General features: G+C 65.1%; 16 protein-coding genes. 10 read left to right on the top strand and 6 right to left on the bottom strand.

Annotated features, from left to right (window positions below; translation table 11 throughout):
• Positions 1–69: 69 nt before the first annotated feature.
• Positions 70–3732, bottom strand: a complete 3663-nt coding sequence (locus EBS11_RS17190; protein WP_290604725.1) for a bifunctional diguanylate cyclase/phosphodiesterase — start codon at positions 3730–3732, stop codon at positions 70–72.
• A 211-nt stretch (positions 3733–3943) separates the two neighbouring features.
• Here EBS11_RS17190 and prpR point away from each other — a divergent pair, with 211 nt between their 5' ends.
• The 5 genes from prpR (at position 3944) to EBS11_RS17165 (ending at position 9256) form a co-directional block, all read left to right on the top strand.
• A complete protein-coding gene (gene prpR, locus EBS11_RS17185) occupies positions 3944–5566 on the top strand; it encodes a propionate catabolism operon regulatory protein PrpR (RefSeq protein WP_290604724.1) in 1623 nt (540 codons plus the stop codon).
• A gap of 28 nt (positions 5567–5594) precedes the next feature.
• Positions 5595–6521 (top strand): phytanoyl-CoA dioxygenase family protein, encoded by a 927-nt coding sequence (locus EBS11_RS17180; RefSeq protein WP_290604723.1) that lies wholly within the window; start codon positions 5595–5597, stop codon positions 6519–6521.
• Between the two features lie 90 nt (positions 6522–6611).
• Positions 6612–7484 carry an alpha/beta hydrolase gene (locus EBS11_RS17175; protein ID WP_290604722.1) on the top strand — a complete coding sequence of 291 codons (873 nt, stop codon included), beginning with the start codon at positions 6612–6614 and terminating at the stop codon, positions 7482–7484.
• A gap of 3 nt (positions 7485–7487) precedes the next feature.
• Positions 7488–8549: a histidine kinase gene (locus tag EBS11_RS17170; RefSeq protein WP_290604721.1), complete on the top strand. Its 1062-nt coding sequence runs from the start codon at positions 7488–7490 to the stop codon at positions 8547–8549.
• Entirely contained in the window at positions 8546–9256 is a 711-nt protein-coding gene (locus tag EBS11_RS17165) for a LytTR family DNA-binding domain-containing protein (RefSeq protein ID WP_290604720.1), read from the top strand. Before EBS11_RS17170 ends, EBS11_RS17165 begins: the two co-directional genes overlap by 4 nt.
• A gap of 5 nt (positions 9257–9261) precedes the next feature.
• Here the strand turns inward: EBS11_RS17165 and EBS11_RS17160 are convergent, their stop codons facing one another.
• The 3 genes from EBS11_RS17160 to clpS all read right to left on the bottom strand — a co-directional run bounded on the left by EBS11_RS17160 (position 9262) and on the right by clpS (position 15434).
• A complete protein-coding gene (locus tag EBS11_RS17160) occupies positions 9262–12618 on the bottom strand; it encodes a S41 family peptidase (protein ID WP_290604719.1) in 3357 nt (1118 codons plus the stop codon).
• A 216-nt stretch (positions 12619–12834) separates the two neighbouring features.
• Positions 12835–15135, bottom strand: a complete 2301-nt coding sequence (gene clpA / locus EBS11_RS17155; protein WP_290604718.1) for an ATP-dependent Clp protease ATP-binding subunit ClpA — start codon at positions 15133–15135, stop codon at positions 12835–12837.
• Positions 15132–15434 carry an ATP-dependent Clp protease adapter ClpS gene (clpS, locus tag EBS11_RS17150; RefSeq protein ID WP_070221390.1) on the bottom strand — a complete coding sequence of 101 codons (303 nt, stop codon included), beginning with the start codon at positions 15432–15434 and terminating at the stop codon, positions 15132–15134. Before clpS ends, clpA begins: the two co-directional genes overlap by 4 nt.
• A gap of 321 nt (positions 15435–15755) precedes the next feature.
• Here clpS and EBS11_RS17145 point away from each other — a divergent pair, with 321 nt between their 5' ends.
• Positions 15756–15959, top strand: coding sequence for a cold-shock protein (locus tag EBS11_RS17145; protein ID WP_010395943.1), 204 nt, complete (start codon positions 15756–15758; stop codon positions 15957–15959).
• Positions 15960–16045: 86 nt separating this feature from the next.
• Here EBS11_RS17145 and icd read toward each other — a convergent pair whose 3' ends face one another.
• Positions 16046–17299, bottom strand: a complete 1254-nt coding sequence (gene icd / locus EBS11_RS17140) for an NADP-dependent isocitrate dehydrogenase (protein WP_290604717.1) — start codon at positions 17297–17299, stop codon at positions 16046–16048.
• Between the two features lie 310 nt (positions 17300–17609).
• Between icd and EBS11_RS17135 the strand changes: the two genes are divergently transcribed.
• The 3 genes from EBS11_RS17135 to EBS11_RS17125 all read left to right on the top strand — a co-directional run bounded on the left by EBS11_RS17135 (position 17610) and on the right by EBS11_RS17125 (position 19201).
• Positions 17610–18173: a pseudouridine synthase gene (locus tag EBS11_RS17135; RefSeq protein ID WP_290604716.1), complete on the top strand. Its 564-nt coding sequence runs from the start codon at positions 17610–17612 to the stop codon at positions 18171–18173.
• A gap of 107 nt (positions 18174–18280) precedes the next feature.
• Positions 18281–18613: a hypothetical protein gene (locus EBS11_RS17130; protein ID WP_290604715.1), complete on the top strand. Its 333-nt coding sequence runs from the start codon at positions 18281–18283 to the stop codon at positions 18611–18613.
• Between the two features lie 129 nt (positions 18614–18742).
• Complete coding sequence (locus EBS11_RS17125; protein ID WP_290604714.1) at positions 18743–19201, top strand: DUF192 domain-containing protein; 459 nt, start codon at positions 18743–18745, stop codon at positions 19199–19201.
• 164 nt (positions 19202–19365) lie between these two features.
• Here EBS11_RS17125 and rpsT read toward each other — a convergent pair whose 3' ends face one another.
• A complete protein-coding gene (rpsT, locus tag EBS11_RS17120; protein WP_010395935.1) occupies positions 19366–19632 on the bottom strand; it encodes a 30S ribosomal protein S20 in 267 nt (88 codons plus the stop codon).
• A gap of 297 nt (positions 19633–19929) precedes the next feature.
• Here rpsT and murJ point away from each other — a divergent pair, with 297 nt between their 5' ends.
• On the top strand, positions 19930–21477 hold the full coding sequence (gene murJ / locus EBS11_RS17115; RefSeq protein ID WP_290604713.1) for a murein biosynthesis integral membrane protein MurJ: 1548 nt from the start codon (positions 19930–19932) through the stop codon (positions 21475–21477).
• The last annotated feature ends 22 nt before the right edge of the window (positions 21478–21499 follow it).

Here is a 21499-nt window from a genome sequence, read left to right as displayed (position 1 = left end):
TCCGGCCATGCCCCCGTCGTGGCCACCATCGACTGATCGATCAAGAACGCCTGACAGAAACGCAGCAGCTTATGTCAGGCGTTCCAGCAAAGCCTGCGCATTGATCGCCGGCACGGGCGCGGAAAACAGATAGCCCTGGGCATAGCGGCAGCCGCTCGCCTGCAGCAGGGCGAACTGCTCCTCCGTCTCCACGCCCTCGGCCACGGCCGACAATTGCAGGCTGTCGGCCAGCGCGATGATGGCGGCCACGATGGCGCGGTCTTCCCCGCTGTGTTCCAGGTCCTTGATGAAGGCGCGGTCGATCTTGACCTTCTTCACGGGGAAGCGCTTCAGGTAGGCCAGGCTGGAATAGCCCGTGCCGAAGTCGTCGATCGACAGGCGCAGTCCCATGCCGTTGATCTGGCGCAAAATCTCCAGCGTATGCTCGCCATGCTGCATCAGTGCCGTCTCGGTGATCTCGAATTCGAGCAGCGCCGGATCGATGCCCGTCTCGCGCACCACGGCGCCGATGGTGGCCACCAGCCCCTTGTGCATGAATTGGCGCGGCGACAGGTTCACCGCCAGCGGCACCGGCCGCAGGCCCTGGCGCTGCCACGCCATGCTTTGCTCGCAGGCCTGGCGCATGACCCACTCGCCGACGGGCACGATCAGGCCGTTTTCCTCCATGATGGGAATGAAGCGGTCCGGCAGCACCAGGCCGTGGCCGGGACGGCGCCAGCGCAGCAGCACTTCCATGCCGTGCAGGCGCCGCGTGGCGATGTCGATGACGGGCTGGTAAAACAGCTCGAACTGCTGCTGCGCCAACGCCGTGCGCAAGCTGCTTTCCAGGTCGAAGTGCAGCGCCGCCGCGTGGTTCATCGTCTGCGTGAAGAACTGGTAGTTGTTGCGGCCATTGCCCTTGGCGTGATACATGGCCGCGTCGGCATGGCGCATCAGCGAGTCGACATCGCCGCCATCGTCCGGATACACGCAAATGCCGATCGACGGCGTCACGTGCAGCACGTGGCCATCGAGCGGAAAGGCGGGCGTCAGGGCCTCGATGATCTTCTCGGCCACGCGCGCCGCCTCGTCGGCGCCGCGGATGCCCGGCACCAGCACGACGAATTCATCGCCGCCCAGGCGCGCCACCGTGTCGCTGGCGCGCACGGCGCGGCACAGGCGCCCGGCCACTTCCTTGAGCAGCAGGTCGCCCGTCATGTGGCCCAGCGAGTCGTTGATGGTCTTGAAGCGGTCCAGGTCGATGAACATCACGGCCAGCTTGCGTCCGGAGCGCTGCGACGCCAGCATGGCCCGCTCCAGGCGGTCCGACAGCAGCGCGCGGTTCGGCAGGCCCGTCAGGTTATCGTGATAGGCCATGTGGTGCACGCGCGCCTCGGCCTGGCGCCGCTCGACGATTTCGCCCTGCAGCAGCAGGTTGGCGCCGGCCAGTTCGGCCGTGCGTTCCTGCACCCGCAATTCCAGCTCGTCGCGCGCGCGGCGCACCGCTTCGGCCGCCTCGCGGCGCGCCGTCACGTCGTCGACCAGCCACACGGAGCGGCCATGCGCATGCGCCAGGTCGAACGGCCGGCCCGACAGGCGCGCCCAGAAGCGGCTGCCGTCCTTGCGCACCAGCTGGTATTCCGACATGTGCACCCTGCCGGCCTCGAAATCGCGCGCCGTCTCGCTGCGCGCCGCCTTCCAGGCCGCCACGTCCGGATACAGCGCCTGCACCGACAGGCCGTTGATCTCGCCGGGCGCATAGCCGAACAGCTCCTCCATCTTGCTGTTGCTGCGCAAATTGTATCCGCCCTCCACCACCGAGATGCCCAGCACGGCGCTGTCGAGGATGGCCTGGTTTTCCAGCAGCGCGTTGCGCAGGGATTCCTCGGCGCGCTTCGCTTCCGTGCGGTCCTCGATGATCCAGATGGTGCCGGCGGCGGGATCGTCGGGATTGACGACGTAGGCGATCAGCTGCGCCCACAAGGTGCTGCCGTCGCGGCGCATCATTTCCACTTCCGTCTGGAACGGCTTGCCCACGGAGAGGAAGGGGAAGGCGGCGGCGCCCAGCAGCTCGTAGGACTGCTGCGACACGTACAGCGCGCGCCCGGGCAGCCCCAGCGCCTCGTCGCCGCTGTAGCCGAACATGGCGGCAAAGCCCAGGTTATAGCGCGTGATCAGGCGGTTCTTGGTGTACAGGATGCTCACCGAGGCATTCGTCATGATGGCCGCCACTTCCATCTGCGTCTGGCGGCTGGCCGTGACGTCTTCGAGTATCCAGATGGTGCCCTGCTCGCTGTGCGCCTGGTCGACGGCCTTGGCGCGGATGCGGCACCAGAACAGCGTGCCGTCGCGGCGGCGGAACAGCGACTCGTCCTGCTCGTACGGCAAGCCCTGCCCCAGCAGCGGCGTGGCCTGCACGCCGAATTCCTCGTAGGCGGCGGGCGAGGGAAACAGCGCGGCGGCGGGCAGGCCCGTCATCTCGTCCTGCGCGTAGCCGAACATCTCGGCGAAGCGGGGATTGCAGCGCAGGACCAGGCGCGAACGGGAAAACAGGATGCCGACGGAGGCATTGTCGAGGATGGCCTGCTGCTCCAGCATCAGCTGGCGCGTCGCCTCCTCGGCCGCCTTCTGCGCGCTGCGGTCGTCGAACAGCCAGATCGTGTCGTGCAGCGCGCGGTCGGGCTGCTGTTCCGGATTGAGCACGTAGCCATAGGCCAGCGCCCAGAAGGTCGAGCCGTCGCGGCGGCGCATCTCCATCTCGCCCTGGAAGGGCAGGCCGCGCCGCAGCAGGGGCGCCGCCTGCCGCACCACGCTTTCGTATGCGGCGCGCGACGGGTACAGGTCGGCCACCGGCAAGCCCACGCCGCTGTCGCCGTCAAAGCCGAAGCATTCGGCGAAGCGCCGGTTATAGCGCAGCACGCCCGTGTCGCGCTGGAAGCCGATGGCCAGCGGCGCGTTGTCCATCACGGCCTGCATTTCCAGCATGGCGCGCCGCAGTTGATCTTCGTCACGCCGGTGGTCGCTGATATCCTCGATAATCCATACCGTGCCGTCATGCGTATTGAGCGGGTCGACGGCGCGCCCGTGCAGCCGGCTCCAGAACAGCGAACCGTCCTGGCGCCGCAATTCCACTTCCGTGCGGTAGGGCTTGCCCGTGGAGAGCAGCGGCGCCGCTTCCAGCCCCAGCGCGCGGCAGTGCGCGGCGGAGCGGTACAGCACCGCGCCCGGCAGCCCCGTCAGCTGGTGGCGCGCATAGCCGAGCATTTCGGCGGCGCGGCTGTTGCACTCCTCGATGAAGCCGCCCTTGGAAAACACGATACCCACGGCCGCGCTTTCCAGGATGGCCTGCTGTTCCAGCAGGGTCTTGCGCAGCGCCTGCTGGTCGCGCTGCTGCACGCTGATGTCGGCAAACACGAGGGTCGCGCCCGGCAAGCCGTCTTCCACGGGCAGCGGCCTGGCCCACACCTGCACGGCGACGGCGCCATCGGCGCCCTGCAGGCTGCTGTCCCAGTGCCGTTCGCGGCCCGCCGGACCCAGCGCCGCGCGCAGCATGCTGCTGCTCGAGGCGCGGTAAGCCTGGCTGAAACAGCCGGCCAGCTGACGGCCCGAGATGTCCATGCCCAGCAAGGCGCACAGAGCATCGTTCACCGCCAGCACCGTGCCGCCGGCATCGCAGGCGCAGGCGCAGGCGGGCAAGGCGATCAGCTGCAAGGCATCGGCGATGAAATCGGGACTGGTCGGTACGCGGTTCATGGACACCATGGGTCGGTTGGTAACGGTCGAACATGCGCCTGGGCAATATATTCCATAGGCATCATGGTGCTGCTAGATCATAAACCAGTTTTCCACGCTTTTTTAATATTCCTTCTTGGCAATATCTGAAACGCCACAGACCACTTGCAACGCGCCTGTTGCAGCGGCGTTGCAACGCAAAAAAGATGAAACAAATCGTTTAGAATAAAGCATGCGCCGCCCTTCCCATCCCCCGCTCGACCACCGCGACAAACCCGTCATCTGGACCGTCTCCGTCTCGCGCCTGTTCGACCTGTTCCGCGACATCACGCTCGAATACGACGACCTGGCGGCCATCGAACCGATCAACCTGGGCTTCGACGACGCCGTGCGCCACATCCGCGAGCGCATGGCCACCGAGCGCTGCGACGCCGTCATCGCGGCCGGCTCGAACGGCGCCTACCTGAAGGGGCGCCTGTCGGTCCCCGTCATCATCGCCAAGGCCAGCGGCTACGACGTGATGCAGGCGCTGGCGCGCGCGCGGCGCATCTCGCCGCAGATCGGCGTCGTCACCTACCAGGACCCGATGCCGGAACTGGCCGAATTTGCCGCCACCTTCGGCTTCCAGATCTTTCAACGCACCTACGCCACGGAAGAAGACGCGCGCGCGCAGATCAATGAACTGAAGGCGGCGGGCGTGAAAGCCGTCGTCGGCGCGGGCCTCGTCACCGACCTGGCCGAGGAAGCAGGACTGGCCGCCGTCTTCGTGTATTCGGCCACCTCCATCCGGCGCGCCTTCGACGACGCGCTGGAACTGGCGCGCCTGACCCAGCTCGAATCCGGCCGCAGCCGGCGCACAGTCGTCGCCGACACCCTGCGCGCGCGGCACGGCCTGCACGACCTGCGCGGCGACTCCGAAGCGATGGAAGCGCTGCGCCAGTCGGTGGTGCTGTTTGCCCGCTCGCCGGCGACGGTGCTGATCCAGGGCGAGACGGGCAGCGGCAAGGAACTCGTGGCGCAGGCCATCCACCGCGAAAGCCCCCGCAGCCTGGGCGCGAACCGCCCCTTCATCGCCATCAATTGCGGCGCCATCGCCGAGTCCCTGCTGGAATCGGAGCTGTTCGGCCACGAGGACGGGGCCTTCACGGGCGCGCGCCGGGGCGGCCATGCGGGCCTGTTCGAGGCGGCCAACCACGGCACCCTCTTCCTAGACGAAATCGGCGAAATGCCGCTGGCCCTGCAAACGCGACTGCTGCGCGTGCTGGAAGAGCGCGAAGTGGTGCGCGTGGGCGGCACGCGGCCCATCGCCATCAACGTGCGCATCATCAGCGCCACCCACTGCGACCTGGAACAGCGCATCCGTGAAGGCCGCTTCCGCGCCGACCTGTTCTACCGCCTGGCCGTGCTGCGCCTGCACCTGCCGGCCCTGCGCGAGCGCGCCGGCGACATACCCGGCCTGGCCGAATGGTCGCTGAAAAACGCCCTGGCCGCGCTGGGCGCGCGCCCCCATCCGAACCTGCATGCGGAGGTGCAGGCCTGCGCGCCCCTGCTGCGCCGCTACGCCTGGCCCGGCAACGTGCGCGAACTGCGCAACCTGGCCGAGCGCCTGGCGCTGTTCCTGGCCGCCGAGCCGCTGCAGGCACTGACGCCGGCCTTCGTGCTGGGCGTGGCGCCGGAACTGGCGCAGGACACTGTTGCGGCGGTTGCGCCGGCAGCGCCGGCAGCCATCGCGCCGCACCGGCAGGACGAAAGCGCCAGCGCCGTGCTGGCCCGCTTCGGCGGGCGCCGCGACGCCGCCGCCAGCTACCTGGGCATCAGCCGCACGACCCTGTGGCGCCGCCTGCGCAGCGGCTGACCTTTTTCCCACTTCCCGATCCCCTACCATGGACGACTGGCCTCATTTGCACGACTTGTGGCAGCGCTGCACCCAGCCCGCCGGCACACCCGGCGCGAACAGACTCGCGCGCGACCACCAGGACATCAAGGCGCTGTACGCGCGCGGCATCTCGATGGAAGATGCGCTGCAATTCCTGTACCTGCAGCGGCCCACCCTGGACGCCTTCAGGAGCTGGCTGGCGGGCCGCACGCGCGCCCGGCCCGCCCACGCGGGCAGCGCGCACGAGGACGTGCTGTCGGCCGACGAGCTGCGCCACTTCGAGGAGCACGGCTACCTGGTGCTGCGCGGCGCGGTGCCACAGGCGCAGTGCCACGCCGCCCGGCAGGCCATCTGGGACTACCTGGGCGCCAGCGCCGGGGACGCGGCATCCTGGTACCGGCCGCATCCGGGCAAGCGGGGGCTGATGCTGCAGTTTTCCGACCACCCCGCCCTTGAGGAAATCCGCCACGGCGCGTATCTGCGCCGCGCCTATCAGCAGCTGTATGGCTGCGCCGCCAGCATCTATCCCACCATCGACAAGGTGAGCTTCAATCCGCCGGAAACCCCGCAGGACCGCTTCCTCGGCAGCGCCCTGCACTGGGATGTCAGCCTGAAGCTGCCGATTCCGTTCAAGCTGCAAGGCATGCTGTACCTGAGCGACTGCCCGGCGCGGCACGGCGCCTTCCACTGCGTGCCCGGTTTCCAGCACCGCATCGCCGACTGGCTGCGGGAGCTGCCACCGGGCGCCGCGCCGCGCGAATGGGCCGCCGGGAACCTGCAGCCCGTGGCCGTCGAAGGCAACGCCGGCGATTTCATCATCTGGCACCAGGCCCTGCCCCATTGCGCCACGCCCAACCACGGCCCGTCGCCGCGCATGGTGCAGTACCTGACCTACCTGCCCGACCACCGGCCCGACCAGGACGAATGGATCTGAACCATTCATCCCGGCCTGCCGCCGCTCATCCCGCAGCGCTGGCGGCGCGCTGCCCGTGCCGCTAGCATCGTCGTCAAGGAGGAACACATCATGAAACGAACACTGCAAACATTGACCTTGCTCGCTACCCTGCTGTTGGCGAGCGCCAGCCATGCCGCCGCGCCGACGGCATTCAAGGTGGACGTCACGGGCCAGGGCCGGCCCGTCGTCCTGATTCCCGGCCTGGCATCGTCGGGCGAAGTATGGCAAGGCACGGTGGCGCGCCTGTGCGGACCGCAGGCCGGGCGCCAGTGCCATGTGCTGACCCTGGCCGGCTTTGCCGGCGTGCCTGCCGTCGCTGGCGACGTGCTGGCGCAGGCGGAGCAGCAGCTGGCCGAGTACATCGTGGCGCAGAAACTGGGCCAGCCGGCCATCATCGGCCATAGCCTGGGCGGCTTCCTCGCCCTGAAACTGGCGATCGACCATCCGCAGCAGGCGGGCAAGCTGGTGATCGTCGACTCGCTGCCGGCGCTGGGCGCGACGCAGATGCCGAGCGCCACGCCGCAGCAGCTGCAAGCCATGTCCGCGCAGATGCAGGCGGCCATGCGGGCCCAGGACGCGGCGACGGCCAGCGCCAGCCAGCGCCGCAGCATCGCCGGCATGGCGACCGCGCCAGCCGACGTCGAGCGCATCATCGGCTGGGGCCAGCGTTCCGACCAGGATACCGTGATCAAGGCCATGGGCACCCTGCTGGCCAGCGACTTGCGGCAGGACGTGGCGAAAGTGCAGTCGCCCACCCTGGTGCTGGGCACCTGGATCGCCTACAAGGACTATGCGCCGCGCGCGGCCATCGAACAGACCTTCCGCAGCCAGTTTGCGCAGCTGCCAGGTGCGCGCATCGAGATGGCCGACACGGCGCGCCACTTCATCATGTACGACGAACCGGACTGGATGTTCGGGCGCATCGAACAGTTCCTGAACTAGGCCATGACCGCGCCGCCCGACCGCCCGCCGCTGCTGGCCAGAGTCAACTGGTACTGGGTCTTCCAGCTGGCCGGCTGGAGCATCATGGCCCTGCTGACCTGGCTCGGCCTGCCCCGCAACGGCGACGGCTGGGCCGTCATCGGCGTGTGCTGGTGGGGTGCCGCCTGCGGGCTGGGCCTGTCGATCCTGTGGCGGCGCTGGCTGCGCCGCCACGGCTGGGTGGCGCGCCATTTCGCGTGGCAGCGCATCCTGCCTGCCTGCGCGGTACTGGCGCTCGCGCAGACGGCGCTGGTGGCAGGCGGCTACCTCGTCCTGCGCCCCTTCGGCGCCATCCGCAATCTGGACTGGCTGCCCTTCGCACTGCTTTCCTGGTTCAGCACCTTCCTCGTGTGGACCATCCTGTACTCGATGATCGTCTCGCTGCGCCGCGCCAAGCAGCTGGAAGCCGAGGCGCTGCGACTGCAGCTGCATGCGCGCGAAGCCCAGCTGCGCGCCCTGCAGGCACAGGTCAATCCGCATTTCTTCTTCAATAGCCTCAACAGCGTGCGCGCGCTGGTCTACGAAGACCGCGAGGCGGCCGCGCACATGATCGATCAGTTGGCCAACCTGATGCGCCATGCGCTGCAGTCGGGCCAGCACGCGACGGTGCCGCTGGCGGCCGAACTGGAGGCCGTGCGCGCCTACCTGGCCATCGAGCAGTGCCGCTTCGAGGAGCGCCTGCGCGTCGCCTTCGACATCGCGCCCGGCCTGGCGCACGTGCGCGTGCCGCCCATGGCCCTGCAAACGCTGGTGGAAAACGCCGTCAAGTATGGCGTCGAGGCGAGCGCCGGCGGCGGCGACATCCGCATCGCGGCGCGGCGGGCCGGCGACGCGGATGGCACGGCCATGCTGGCCATCGAAGTGGCCAACACGGGCCGCTTGTGCAGCGCGTCGGGCTCCACCTGCGTGGGCCTGCGCAATGCGCGCCAGCGCCTGGAACTGGCCTGCGGCGAGCACGCCAGCCTGGAATTGCGCGAACAGGCGGGCTGGGTGTACGCCACGATGCATCTGCCGGAGCAGCCGTGAGCGCGCGGCGGCTCTCCGTGCTGCTGGTGGACGACGAGCGCCTGGCGCGCGCCGAATTGCGCCGCCTGCTGGCGGCACATCCGCTGGTGGACATCGTGGGCGAGGCGGCCAGCGCGGCCGACGCCATCGCGCAAGTCGCCAAGCTGCGGCCCGACCTGCTGCTGCTCGACGTGCAGATGCCGGGTGCCTCCGGCTTCGACCTGCTGGCCGCGCTCGACGACGCGCCCGACGTGATCTTCTGCACCGCCTTCGACCGGTACGCGCTGCAGGCGTTCGAGGTGAGCGCCCTCGACTACCTGCAAAAGCCCGTCCAGGCGGCGCGCCTGGCGACGGCGCTGGCGCGCGTCGGCGCGCGCGTGCAGGCCGCGCCATCGCCGGTACCGCGCAAGGTGTTCATCAAGGATGGGGACCGCTGCTGGTTCGTCGCGCTAGAAGAGATACGCCTGCTGGAATCGGAAGGCAATTACACGCGCGTGCATTTCGCGGCGCAGCGTCCGCTGATGCTGCGCTCGCTGAACCAGCTGGAGGAGCGTCTTGATCCAGCGCAATTCTTCCGCGCCAACCGGCGCCAGATCGTCAACCTGGCGCTGGTGCGGCACGTCGCGGCCAATGCCGCCGATGGCCTCGACCTGCGCCTGATGGACGGCAGCACGGTCGAGGTATCGCGCCGCCGCGCGCAGCAGTTCAAGGCCGTCACCGGCCTGTAGGCAGGCTACTTCAGCGCGGGAATCGGCTGCGCCTGGAAGGCGGGACGCGGCTGCTCCCTGAGCTTTTTCGCCAGCATGTCGAGCGCCACTTCCAGCTGGCGGTCGGCGCCATTGAAGGTGGCGTGCGGCGGGTTCTCCACCTCCACGTCCGGCACCACGCCCACGCCTTCGATCAGCCACTGGCCGTCGATGCCGAACTGGCCGTTTTCCGCCACGCGCGCCATGCCGTTGTCGGCCAGGCGCGTATTGTCGCTGAGCCAGACGCCGGCGCCGGCCGTGCGCTTGCCCACCAGCGGCGCCAGTCCCAGGGCCTTGATGCCGGCGGCGAAGGTCTCGCCATCGGAATACGTGAGTTCATCGACCAGCACCACCAGGTGGCCGCGGAAGGTGTTCTGCATGTTCGACGACGGCTGCACGCCCGGCGGCGCCCAGTAGGCCCAGGCCTTGCGCAGCAGTTTTTCGATGATCCAGCTGTCGATATTGCCGCCGTTGTTGCGCCGCACGTCGATGATCAGACCTTCGCGGTTGATGTTGGCGTAAAAGTCGCGCGCGAACGAGGCGATGTCGTTGGGGCCCATGGCGCGCAGGTGCAGGTAGCCGATGCGCCCTTGCGAGGCGGCCGCCACCTGCTCGGCGCGGCTCAGTTCCCAGTCGCCGTAGCGCAGCGCCGTCTGTTTCGCCATGTTGACGGGCTTGACGATCATGGCGCGCGGCGCGGCATTGCCCCGCTTGACCTGCAACAAGACCTGCTTGTCGGCCTGGTTCAGCAGCAGGTCGCTGATGTCGCGCGCGCCCAAGACGTCCTTGCCATTGACGGCCGTGATCACGTCGCCTTCCTTCACGTCGACCTCGGGGCGCGACAGGGGCGCGCGCGCCGATGGCAGTTCCGCTTCGCTGCGGTAGATATGCTCGACCTTGTAGCCGTCGCCGGTGCGCGCCAGCACGGCGCCCAGGCCGGCCGGCGTGCCTTCCTGCTCCGTGCGGCGCAATTCGCCGGGACGGATCTGCGAATGCAGCGCGCCCACTTCGGCCACCATCATGCCCAGCACGTCATTGAGTTCGGCGCGGTCCGTCACGCGCTCGACCAGCGGCGCATACTTGTCGCGCGCCGCCTTCCAGTCCACGCCGCGCATCTTCGCGTCGTACAGGAAGTCGCGGTGCAAGCGCCACGCATCGTTGAACATCTGCTTCCATTCCAGGCGCGGATTCGACACAAACGTCCAGTCATCGACCTTGACCTTGGCCTTCGACAGGTCGGACGGCAGCTTGGCGCCCGCCTCGATCACCAGCATCTCGCCCGGGCCGTTTTCAGCCGCAGTACGGTAGTACAGATGCTTCTTGTCGCGCGCCAGGTCGAATTCGCGCACGTTCGCCACCAGCAGTTCCGGCTTGGAGCCGGCATTGCCGATCGCCAGGGTCTTCAGGCCGGACTTGCGCTCGCTGCCTTCGCGCTCGAGGAAATACAGGCGCTTGTCGTCGACGGCCAGCGCCGTGTAGTTCCCCGGCGCCAGCGGCACTTCATACAGGCGCTCGGCCAGCCCCTGGCCGACGATGGCCGGCAGGCTGGCCGGTGCCTTTTTCACGGCCGTCTTGCCGCCGGCCTTTTCCAGGGCCTTTTCCGCCGCCAGTTCGGCCGCCTTTTCATCGTCCGTTTCGGCCGGTTTCACTCCCGGACGGCTCAGTTCATCGTCGGGCTGGAAGGGGAAACGGTTGCCTGGCTGCAGCGCCAGCGCATACACGCCGACGCGCTTGTCGAACACGGGCCCCATGTTGCGGTCGCCCCACGGCGAACCGTTGGCCAGCTGGAAATTACGCGCCGACAGGAAATACAACCACTTGCCGTCCGGCGAAAACGCGGGCGAGCCGGACGTGTAGCGGTCGCTGGTGACGAACTGCAGCTGTTTCGAGCCCAGGTTGTACAGGCCGATCTGCTCGCGCTGCTCGTTGCTGGCCACGCGCACGATGGCCAGGTTGCGGCTGTCGGGCGACCATTGCACTTCGTCGTGCTTGTCCACGCCCGTCTTGCCCGCGTCGTCGATCAACTGGTTGCCCCGGGTGGCCAGGTCCAGCAGCCAGAAGCGGCCTTTTTTATCCGTGTGGGCCAGCCAGCGTCCGTCCGGCGACGGATACAGCTTCCAGCGGTGGCTGTTGCCCTGCGTCGTCAGCTGCTCGCCCTGGCCCGAGCCGTCGGCGGCGAATTTCCAGATCTCGTTTTCGCCGCTCGTGTCGACGATGGCGAAGACGGCTTTCTCGTCGCTGGAAAAGACGGCGTCGCGCGCCCGCGCCCCTTCCGGTATGGCGATGTCGACCCGGCGCTGGCTGCCCGTGCCGGCGATGCTGACGCGGCCCCGCGCAGTGAGGATGATGCGCTCATCCTTGCCGGACACTTCGACATTGCTCAAGGTATCGAGCGGCGAGCGGATCTGGCGCGCGCGCTGCTGGTCGAAATCGGACACGAGGCTGATGGCCAGCGCCTGCGACTCGCTGGCGCCGGACCCGTTCAGGTCCAGCACGTGCAAGTCCGCGCCCAGCTGGTAGACGATCTTGCCGTCGCCCAGGGCCGCGTTGCGCACGTCCCATTGCGTGTGCGTGGTCAGGGCGCGGCGGTCGGAACCGTCGGGCAGCATGCTCCACAGATTGTCGCTGCCGCCCTCGTCGCTGATGTAGTAGACACGGCCCTGCCACCACATGGGACGCTTGTTGTTGCCCGCCAACACGGCAGGCTCCGCGTGCATGCGCACGGCCTCGCCCTTGCCGTCCAGCGCGTAGCGCCACAGGGTCGCATGCGCGCCGCCGCGGTAATTGCGCACATTGTCGTTCGTCATGGCCAGGCCGAAACGCGTGAAATACAGGGTCGTGCCGGCATCGTCGAGCACGGCATCGTTGGCGTCGGCCACGGGAAACACGCGGCGCGTCTGCTTCACGGGATCGATGGCGGCGACGATGCGGCGCGAGGCGGGACCGTCCGTATTCTGCGTGCTGACCAGCACTTCGCCCTGCGCCGTCCAGCCCAGCACCAGCACGCCGCCATTGTCATACGAAATGCGGCGCGGCAAGCCGCCCGCCAGCGGCATCACATATGCTTCCTGCGCGCCCTCGTACGAGGCGGAAAACGCCACCCATTGCCCGTCGCGCGAAATCGCCGCGTTCGTTTCATAGCCGGGATGCGTCGTCAGGCGCTGCGCGGCGCCGCCGCGCACGCTGCTCTTCCACAGGTCGCCTTCGGCGGTGAAGACGACGGTATCGCCGCGCACGGCGGGAAAGCGGAAATAGCTGGCGGCGGCAGGCGCAACGGCGGCAGCGGCGCTGTCCAGCAGGCCGGCGGAGAGCAACAGGAGGGCAAGGGTACGGGAAATTTTCATGTGAGCAGTCTATAAGCAATCGAGCAACGGTCATGGAAACGAAACGATGTGGAGCGGGGCCGACATCGGATCATGATTCTTGCATAGCTTGTGCAAAAGCAATACCTATTTTTAAACAAGGCTGTTTTCACAACAGTTTCCAGCGCCCGCGTTCCGGCGAAAAAAAACCCGCGCCACTTGCGTGGGCGGGTTTTTTGCGGTGCAGCGAGGCTGCGCTTATTCCACTTCCACCGTTTCCGGTGCGGCCGTCGGCGCCGCGTCGGGCGGTTCCGGGAATTCCAGCAAGACCTGGTCCTTGTCGTCGAGGTCGACCGTGACCTTGCCGCCGGACACCAGGCGGCCGAACAGCAGTTCGTCGGCCAGCGCCTTGCGGATCATGTCCTGGATCAAACGGGCCATCGGACGCGCGCCCATCAGCGGATCGAAGCCTTTCTTGCCGAGGAAGGTGCGCAGCTTCTCCGTGAAGACGGCTTCGACCTTTTTCTCGTGCAACTGCTCTTCCAGCTGCATGAGGAACTTGTCGACCACGCGCAGGATGATTTCCTGGTCCAGCGCGCGGAAGCTGATGGTCGCATCGATGCGGTTGCGGAACTCCGGCGTGAACATGCGCTTGATGTCGGCCATCTCGTCGCCGGCCTGCTTCGAGTTGGTGAAACCGATCGACGTCTTTTGCAGGCTTTCCGCGCCCGCATTCGTCGTCATGATGATGATCACGTTGCGGAAATCGGCTTTGCGGCCATTGTTGTCCGTCAAGGTACCGTGGTCCATCACCTGCAGCAGGATGTTGAAAATGTCCGGATGGGCTTTTTCAATTTCATCGAGCAGCAGGACCGCATGCGGCTTCTTGGTGATCGCTTCCGTCAGCAGGCCGCCCTGGTCGAAACCGACGTAGCCCGGCGGCGCGCCGATCAGGCGGCTGACGGCATGGCGTTCCATGTATTCCGACATGTCGAAACGGATCAGCTCGATGCCGAGGATGAAGGCCAGCTGTTTCGCCACCTCGGTCTTGCCCACGCCGGTCGGACCGGAGAACAGGAAGGAGCCGATCGGCTTGTCCGTCTTGCCCAGGCCGGCACGTGCCATCTTGATGGCCGAGGCCAGCGCGTCGATGGCCGGGTCTTGCCCGAACACGACATTGCGCAAGTCGCGGTCGATCGTCTGCAGCTTGCTGCGGTCGTCCTGGTTGACCGTTTGCGGCGGGATGCGGGCGATCTTGGCGATGATGTCCTCGATCTCGGCCTTGCCGATGGTTTTCTTCTGCTTCGACTTCGGCAGGATGCGCTGCGCCGCGCCCGCTTCATCGATGACGTCGATCGCCTTGTCGGGCAGGTGGCGGTCGTTGATGAAGCGCGCCGCCAGTTCCGCCGCCGTCGACAGGGCCGAGGCCGAATATTTCACGCCATGGTGCTCTTCGAAGCGCGACTTGAGGCCGCGCAAGATCTGCACCGTTTGCTCGACGGTCGGCTCGTTGACGTCCACTTTCTGGAAACGGCGCGAGAGCGCATGGTCTTTCTCGAACACGCCGCGGAATTCCGTGTACGTGGTCGCGCCGATGCACTTCAATTGACCGTTGGCCAGTGCCGGCTTCAGCAGGTTCGATGCGTCCAGCGTGCCGCCCGAGGCCGAGCCCGCACCGATGATGGTGTGGATCTCGTCGATGAACAGGATGCCGTTCGGATTGTCCTTCAGCTGTTTCAGCACGGCTTTCAGGCGCTGCTCGAAATCGCCCCGGTATTTGGTGCCGGCCAGCAAGGCGCCCATGTCCAGCGAATACACGACGGCATTCTGCAGGATTTCCGGCACGTCGCTTTGCGTGATGCGGTAGGCCAGGCCTTCGGCGATGGCCGTCTTGCCCACGCCCGCCTCGCCGACGAGCAGCGGATTGTTCTTGCGGCGGCGGCACAGGATCTGGATCACGCGGTCGACTTCATCCTCGCGCCCGATCAGCGGGTCGATCCGGCCTTCGGCGGCCGCCTTGTTCAGATTTTGCGTGAACTGGTCGAGCGGGCTTTCCTTCGGCTGGCCGTCGACGGGCGCTTCTTCCACGCCTTCGGAGGCTTTCGCGCTTTCCGTCGACTGGTCCTTGCGCACGCCGTGCGAGATGAAATTGACCACGTCCAGGCGCGTCACGCCCTGCTGGTGCAGGTAGTAGACGGCATGCGAGTCCTTTTCGCCGAAGATGGCCACCAGCACATTGGCGCCCGTGACTTCCTTCTTGCCGTTCGAAGCGGACTGGACATGCATGATGGCGCGCTGGATCACGCGCTGGAAACCAAGCGTCGGCTGGGTGTCGACTTCGCCCGTGCCCGGCACGGTCGGCGTGTTATCGCCGATGAAATTGGTGAGGGTCTTGCGCAGGTCTTCAATATTGACCGCGCAGGCACGCAATACCTCAGCAGCGGAGGGATTATCCAGCAGTGCCAGCAGTAAATGCTCAACCGTGATGAATTCGTGCCGTGCCTGCCGAGCTTCGACAAACGCCATGTGCAAACTTACTTCTAATTCCTGCGCAATCATACTTCCTCCATCACGCACTGCAGGGGATGCCCCGCCTTGCGCGCATGCGTTAAAACGAACTCCACTTTGGTACACGCTATATCTTTAGAGAACACGCCGCACACTCCTTTGCCGTAGCGATGAACACTGAGCATGATTTGCGTCGCCGTTTCACGGTCCTTGTTGAAATACTCCTGAATGATGGCCACCACAAATTCCATCGGGGTGTAGTCGTCATTGAGCAAGGCCACCTGGTAGAGCGGTGGCGGCTTCAGCACTTGCCGCTCCAGCAGGGTTTCTGAGTCGTGCTTGGTTGCCATACGCTTATTCTAATGCTTTCACAGTGGTTGTCATGCGCAATATCTGCGCCTTTCCAATTGTTTTCAATCTTACGCGTTTTCTGAATACTGCGCAGATGGCGACCTTGCCGCCGAAATCAAGAGTTGCTTTTTTGGTCGTCGTGAAGAATTTGGCAATATCGATGGAAAAGCGCTTGACTTCATTATTTATTCCGCCAACAATGCTGTATCGACTGTTGCAGTAATGTACAGCTTGATAAGAAGTGAGACGTCGAGGAGGGGGCAAGAAGCTTCTTGCTTTTATGGCTCGTGTGATTTGTTTTAATTTTGAAAGTTCTTTTTATGGCAACAGGTACAGTTAAGTGGTTCAATGATTCCAAAGGTTTTGGCTTCATCACTCCAGATGATGGCGGCGAAGATTTGTTTGCTCATTTCTCCGCAATCAACATGAACGGTTTCAAGACCCTCAAAGAAGGTCAAAAAGTTCAATTCGAAGTCACGCAAGGCCCTAAAGGCAAGCAAGCTTCCAACATCCAAGCAGCCTAAGCATCGCCGGCCCTCAGATGTGAAAAACCCCGTTGCGAAACGGGGTTTTTTTTCGTCCGCAGGGCGCGCGGCGCCCTGCCCCTCCCTTACATGTGCTCGACCATCACTTCGCCAAAGCCGGAGCACGACACTTGCGTGGCCCCTTCCATCAGGCGGGCGAAGTCGTAGGTGACGCGCTTCGAGGCGATCGACTTTTGCATCGAGGAAATCACCAGGTCGGCCGCTTCCAGCCAGCCCATGTGGCGCAGCATCATTTCCGCCGACAGGATCAGGGAACCGGGATTGACGTAATCCTTGCCCGCGTACTTCGGCGCCGTGCCGTGCGTCGCTTCGAACATGGCCACGGAATCGGACAGGTTGGCGCCCGGCGCGATGCCGATGCCGCCCACCTGGGCCGCCAGCGCGTCGGAAATATAGTCGCCGTTCAGGTTCAGGGTGGCGATGACGCTGTATTCGGCCGGACGCAGCAGGATCTGTTGCAGGAACGCGTCAGCGATGGAATCCTTGATGATGATGTCGCGCCCCGTCTTCGGGTTCTTGAACTTGCACCACGGGCCGCCATCGATGAGCTCGGCGCCGAATTCCTTTTGCGCCAGCGCATACGCCCAGTCGCGGAAGCCGCCTTCCGTGTACTTCATGATGTTGCCTTTGTGCACGATCGTCACGGATGGCTTGTCATTGTCGATGGCGTACTGGATGGCCTTGCGCACCAGGCGCTGCGTGCCTTCGATGGAGACGGGCTTGATGCCGATGCCGGACGTGGCCGGGAAGCGGATCTTCGTCACGCCCATTTCCTTGACGAGGAAGTCGATGAGCTTTTTCGCCCCCTCGGAGCCTTGCTGGTATTCGATGCCGGCATAGATGTCTTCCGAGTTTTCGCGGAAAATCACCATGTCCGTCTTTTCCGGCTCCTTCACGGGCGACGGCACGCCCGTGAAGTAGCGCACGGGGCGCAGGCAGACGTACAGGTCGAGCTGCTGGCGCAGGGCCACGTTGAGCGAGCGGATGCCGCCGCCCACGGGCGTCGTCAGCGGCCCCTTGATGGAGACGACGTACTCCTTCAGCACCTCCAGCGTTTCCTCGGGCAGCCACACGTCGGGACCGTACACATTCGTCGATTTTTCGCCCGCATAGATTTCCATCCAGCTGATCTTGCGCGCGCCGCCGTAGGCCTTGGCCACGGCCGCGTCGATCACCCTGATCATGACCGGGCTGATATCGATGCCCGTGCCATCGCCCTCGATGAAGGGGATGACAGGATTATCTGGTACATTCAGCGAAAAATCGGCGTTGACGGTGATTTTTTGGCCGTCAGCAGGTACAGTGATATGTTGATACATCGTGATCTCCGAAGTGGGACACACCGCAGGCAGGCGACGCGGGCCGGCGATGCGCTCTGCGATTGCAGAGTTTACAAAAAACAAGTCCGAACATGGCAGTAACAACGCACTTTAGCAGGGAAAGAACACCCGGGCCACCTGCATCGCGATGCCGGGCGCAGCACCGGGAAAGCCGACCGCCGCGCCGCCTAGGTCTTCTATAAGACATAAGACCAGCGTTTCATATTATGCACCAGTATCCTACAAGGCGCCATGCTTTTGCGGCGCCGCCCAGCCATCACCATCCTTGCAACACGAACAGTCCATCCGCATGCCACTCATCCTCTTCAACAAACCGTTCCAGGTCCTGTGCCAGTTTTCGCCGCAGGAAGGCCGCGCCACCCTGGCCGACCATCTCACCATCCCCGGCATCTATCCGGCCGGCCGGCTCGACGCCGACAGCGAAGGCTTGCTGCTGCTGACGGACGACGGGCGCCTGCAGCACGACATCAGCCACCCCGACCGCAAGGAGGCGAAAACCTACCTCGTGCAGGTCGACGGCGTGCCCGACGCGGCCAGCCTGGCGCGCCTGCAGGCGCCGCTGGACCTGGGCGACTTCACCACGTTGCCATGCAAGGCCGTGCGCATCGCCGAGCCGGACTGGCTGTGGCCGCGCAATCCGCCCATCCGCTCGCGCGCCGACAAACCGACTTCATGGCTGGCGATCACTTTGAAGGAAGGAAAAAACCGGCAGGTGCGGCGCATGACGGCGGCCGTCGGCCTGCCCACCCTGCGCCTCGTGCGCAGCGCCATCGGCCCGTTTTCACTGGCCAGCCACCCCTTGCTGCCGGGCGAATGGTGCGAAGTACCGGCCGCGGCCATCGGCAAGGCGTGAGTCAGGCAGGCGGCAACGCCTTCCTGTCCATTTTTTGCCAATAAGCACTATTTATTTTTAGATAATGCATTAAAATCATCTCACCTTAACCTGACGAAAGAGGAACGATGATGACGAAAGCAATCCTGGCCCTGGCGGCCACCCTGCTGGCCGGCTCCGCGCTGGCCCAATCGGGTGCGCAAGTGTACGCTTCGGCAGCCACCGATGCCAGCAAGCCGACGCCGCCGCCCGCATCGGCGACGAGCCACGCATCGGCCGCGACCGACGCCAGCAAGCCGGCGCCCGCATCGGCATCGGTCAACGCATCGGCAGCGACGGATGCCGCGCGTTCGGGCGCGGCCACCAAGGCATCGGCCGCGACCGACGCGCCGCAGCGCCTGATCCCGCAGGCACGCAAGACCAGGCAGCCAGCCGCCGACCAGGCCAAGCCGGCGAAGTAGGCGGAACACGGGCTGCGGCAAGCGCCGTGTTGCTGCAGCCCCACGCTTTCGGCGCGGCCAGGCGCAATGCTTGACCTTGCGGGCGGGGGCATGGCTTAATCGCCGCATCTTCTGCTACCGCCCGCCTCCATGAAAAATCCCCTTGGCAATCCCCGCCTGTTCATCGCCTTGCTGGCTTGCGCCGGCCTGGGCCATGCGCCAGTCCAGGCGCAGCCGGGCAAGAGCATGCAATTGTCGGCTGGCATGCATCTGATCCAGGCGGAAGTGGCTGCCACGGAAGAACAGCGGGAACAGGGGTTGATGTACCGCGAAAAGATGCCGGCCAATGCGGGCATGCTGTTTGTCTTCGGCGCGCCGGCGACCCAGTGCATGTGGATGAAGAATACGCCCCTGCCCCTGTCGGTGGCCTTTATCGATGCGGGCGGCAAGATCGTCAATATCGAAGACATGCAGCCGCACACGCTCGACAGCCATTGCTCGACGCGGACCGTGCCCGTGCGCTATGCCCTGGAAATGAACCTGGGCTGGTTCCGGCAGCACAATATCAAGCCGGGCATGAGCATCGGCAACCTGCCGCCGCTGCGCTAGGACTGGGCCCGGCCGCAGGCAGGCGCGGCCGGGGAAAGCGCGCAAAAAAAGTGAAAAAACGCGAAAAAACCCGCCAGAACGAATCTGCGGGTTTTTGCTTTTCAACCAGTGCCAGCGTACCGGCACAGGCAAGGCCACCTTGGCGGCTTGCCTGCTGGCGAATATTAAGCGGACAGTGCTTTCAAAGCAGCTGCCAGACGGCTCTTATGGCGAGCTGCCTTGTTTTTGTGGATGATCTTCTTGTCAGCGATACGGTCGATGGTCGACACGGATGCTTGGAAGATTGCAGCAGCAGCTGCCTTGTCGCCACCTTGGATCGCTTTGCGAGCAGCTTTGATAGCCGTGCGCAAGGTCGAACGTTGGGACGAATTGTGTGCGTTTTGCTTAACTGCTTGACGAGCGCGTTTGCGCGCTTGTGCGGTATTTGCCATGGAATTTCCTAAAACAGGGTCAAAGTGCGTTTGCAAACATTAGTGTTTGCCAACCGGTGCGTTCTGTGCGTCTGCCGAACCATGTGTGCCAAACCAGTGCCTGTCAAACATTAGTGTCTGCGTAACAGAATTCTGTACAGCCTTCGATTATAGCGATATTTTCAAGCGGGGGCAAATCAAAAAACCGTGTATCGTCCCCAAAACACCGAAAAACGGGGCCGGCAAGGGCGAAACAATACCGATTGTTACCATATTTTAAGCCTTTGCCGGGGCCGTGCGCGGCTATAATCTGCCCCCATGAACTTGCTTAAAACCCTCGCCGCCATTTCCAGCATGACCATGCTGTCCCGTGTAACCGGATTATTGCGCGAAAGCCTGTTCGCGCGCGCCTTTGGCGCCGGCGCCTACACGGACGCCTTCATCGTTGCCTTCCGCATCCCCAACCTGTTGCGCCGCCTGTTCGCCGAAGGGGCGTTCTCGCAAGCCTTCGTGCCGATCTTGTCGGAATACAAGAACCAGCACGGCCAGGAAGCCAGCAAGCAGCTGGCCGACCACGTGGCCACCACCCTCGTTTGGGCCACCCTGCTGGTATCGCTGGTCGGCATCGTCGGCGCGCCGTGGTTCGTGTATGCCATCGCCACGGGCCTGTCGAAGGACCCGGGCGCCTTCGACGCGGCCGTGTGGATGACGCGGCTGATGTTCCCTTATATTACTTGCATGTCCTTCGTCGCCCTGGCCGGCGGCATCCTGAATACCTGGCGCGAATTCAAGATTCCCGCGTTCACCCCCGTCTTGCTGAACCTGTCGTTCATCGCCGCCTCGCTGTTCCTCGCACCCTACTTGAAACAGCCGATCTACGCCATGGCCATCGCCGTGTTCGCCGGCGGCCTGCTGCAGGTGGCCATCCAGATTCCCGCGCTGGTCAAGATCGGCATGCTGCCGCGCCTGTCGATCAATCCCGCCATCGGCCTGTCCGACGGCGGCGTGCGCCGCGTGCTGAAGAAGATGGGTCCGGCCGTGTTCGCCGTCTCCGCAGCCCAAATCAGCCTGATGATCAACACCAGCATCGCCTCGCGCCTGGCCGAAGGCAGCATTTCCTGGCTGTCGTATGCGGACCGCCTGATGGAATTTCCCACCGCCATGCTGGGCGTGGCCCTGGGCACCATCCTGCTGCCCAGCCTGTCGAAGGCGAACGTGGATGGCGACAAGACGGAATACTCGGCCCTGCTGGACTGGGGCCTGCGCCTGACCTTCCTGCTGGCCCTGCCCGCCGCCGTCGGCATGGCGACCCTGGCCACGCCGCTGATCGCCACCCTGTTTCATTATGGCAAGTTCACGGCCGAATCCGTGACCATGTCGACGGAACCGCTGGTGGCCTACAGCCTGGGCCTGATCGGCATCATCCTCGTGAAGACCCTGGCGCCCGCCTTCTATGCGCGCCAGGACATCCGCACGCCCGTGAAGATCGCCATCGGCGTGCTGATCGCCACGCAGCTGATGAATCTGCTGTTCGTGCCCTACATCGCCGTGGCCGGCCTGGCCCTGTCCATCGGCCTGGGCGCCTGCCTGAACGCCAGCTTCCTGTACTGGGGCTTGCGCAAGCGCGGCATCTATCAGCCGAAACCGGGCTGGGCCAAGTTCTTCCTGCGCCTGCTGCCGGCCCTCGTCGTCATGGGCGGCGTGGCGTACTTTGGCGCCATGCGCATCGACTGGATCGCCATGCAGGCGCACCCGCTGCTGCGCGCCGGCGCCCTGGCGCTGGTGGTGGCCCTGTGCGGCGTGGCGTACTTTGCCACGCTGTTCCTCGTTGGCTTCCGCTTCCGCGACTTCAAGCGCCACGCGTGACAAGCTGCACAGGGCGTTGTTG

It is taken from the genome of Janthinobacterium sp. (genome assembly GCF_009923995.1).
Lineage (GTDB): Bacteria > Pseudomonadota > Gammaproteobacteria > Burkholderiales > Burkholderiaceae_D > Janthinobacterium.
The sequence above is the reverse complement of the archived record's forward strand: the minus strand, read 5'-3'. Positions and strand labels throughout refer to the sequence as shown.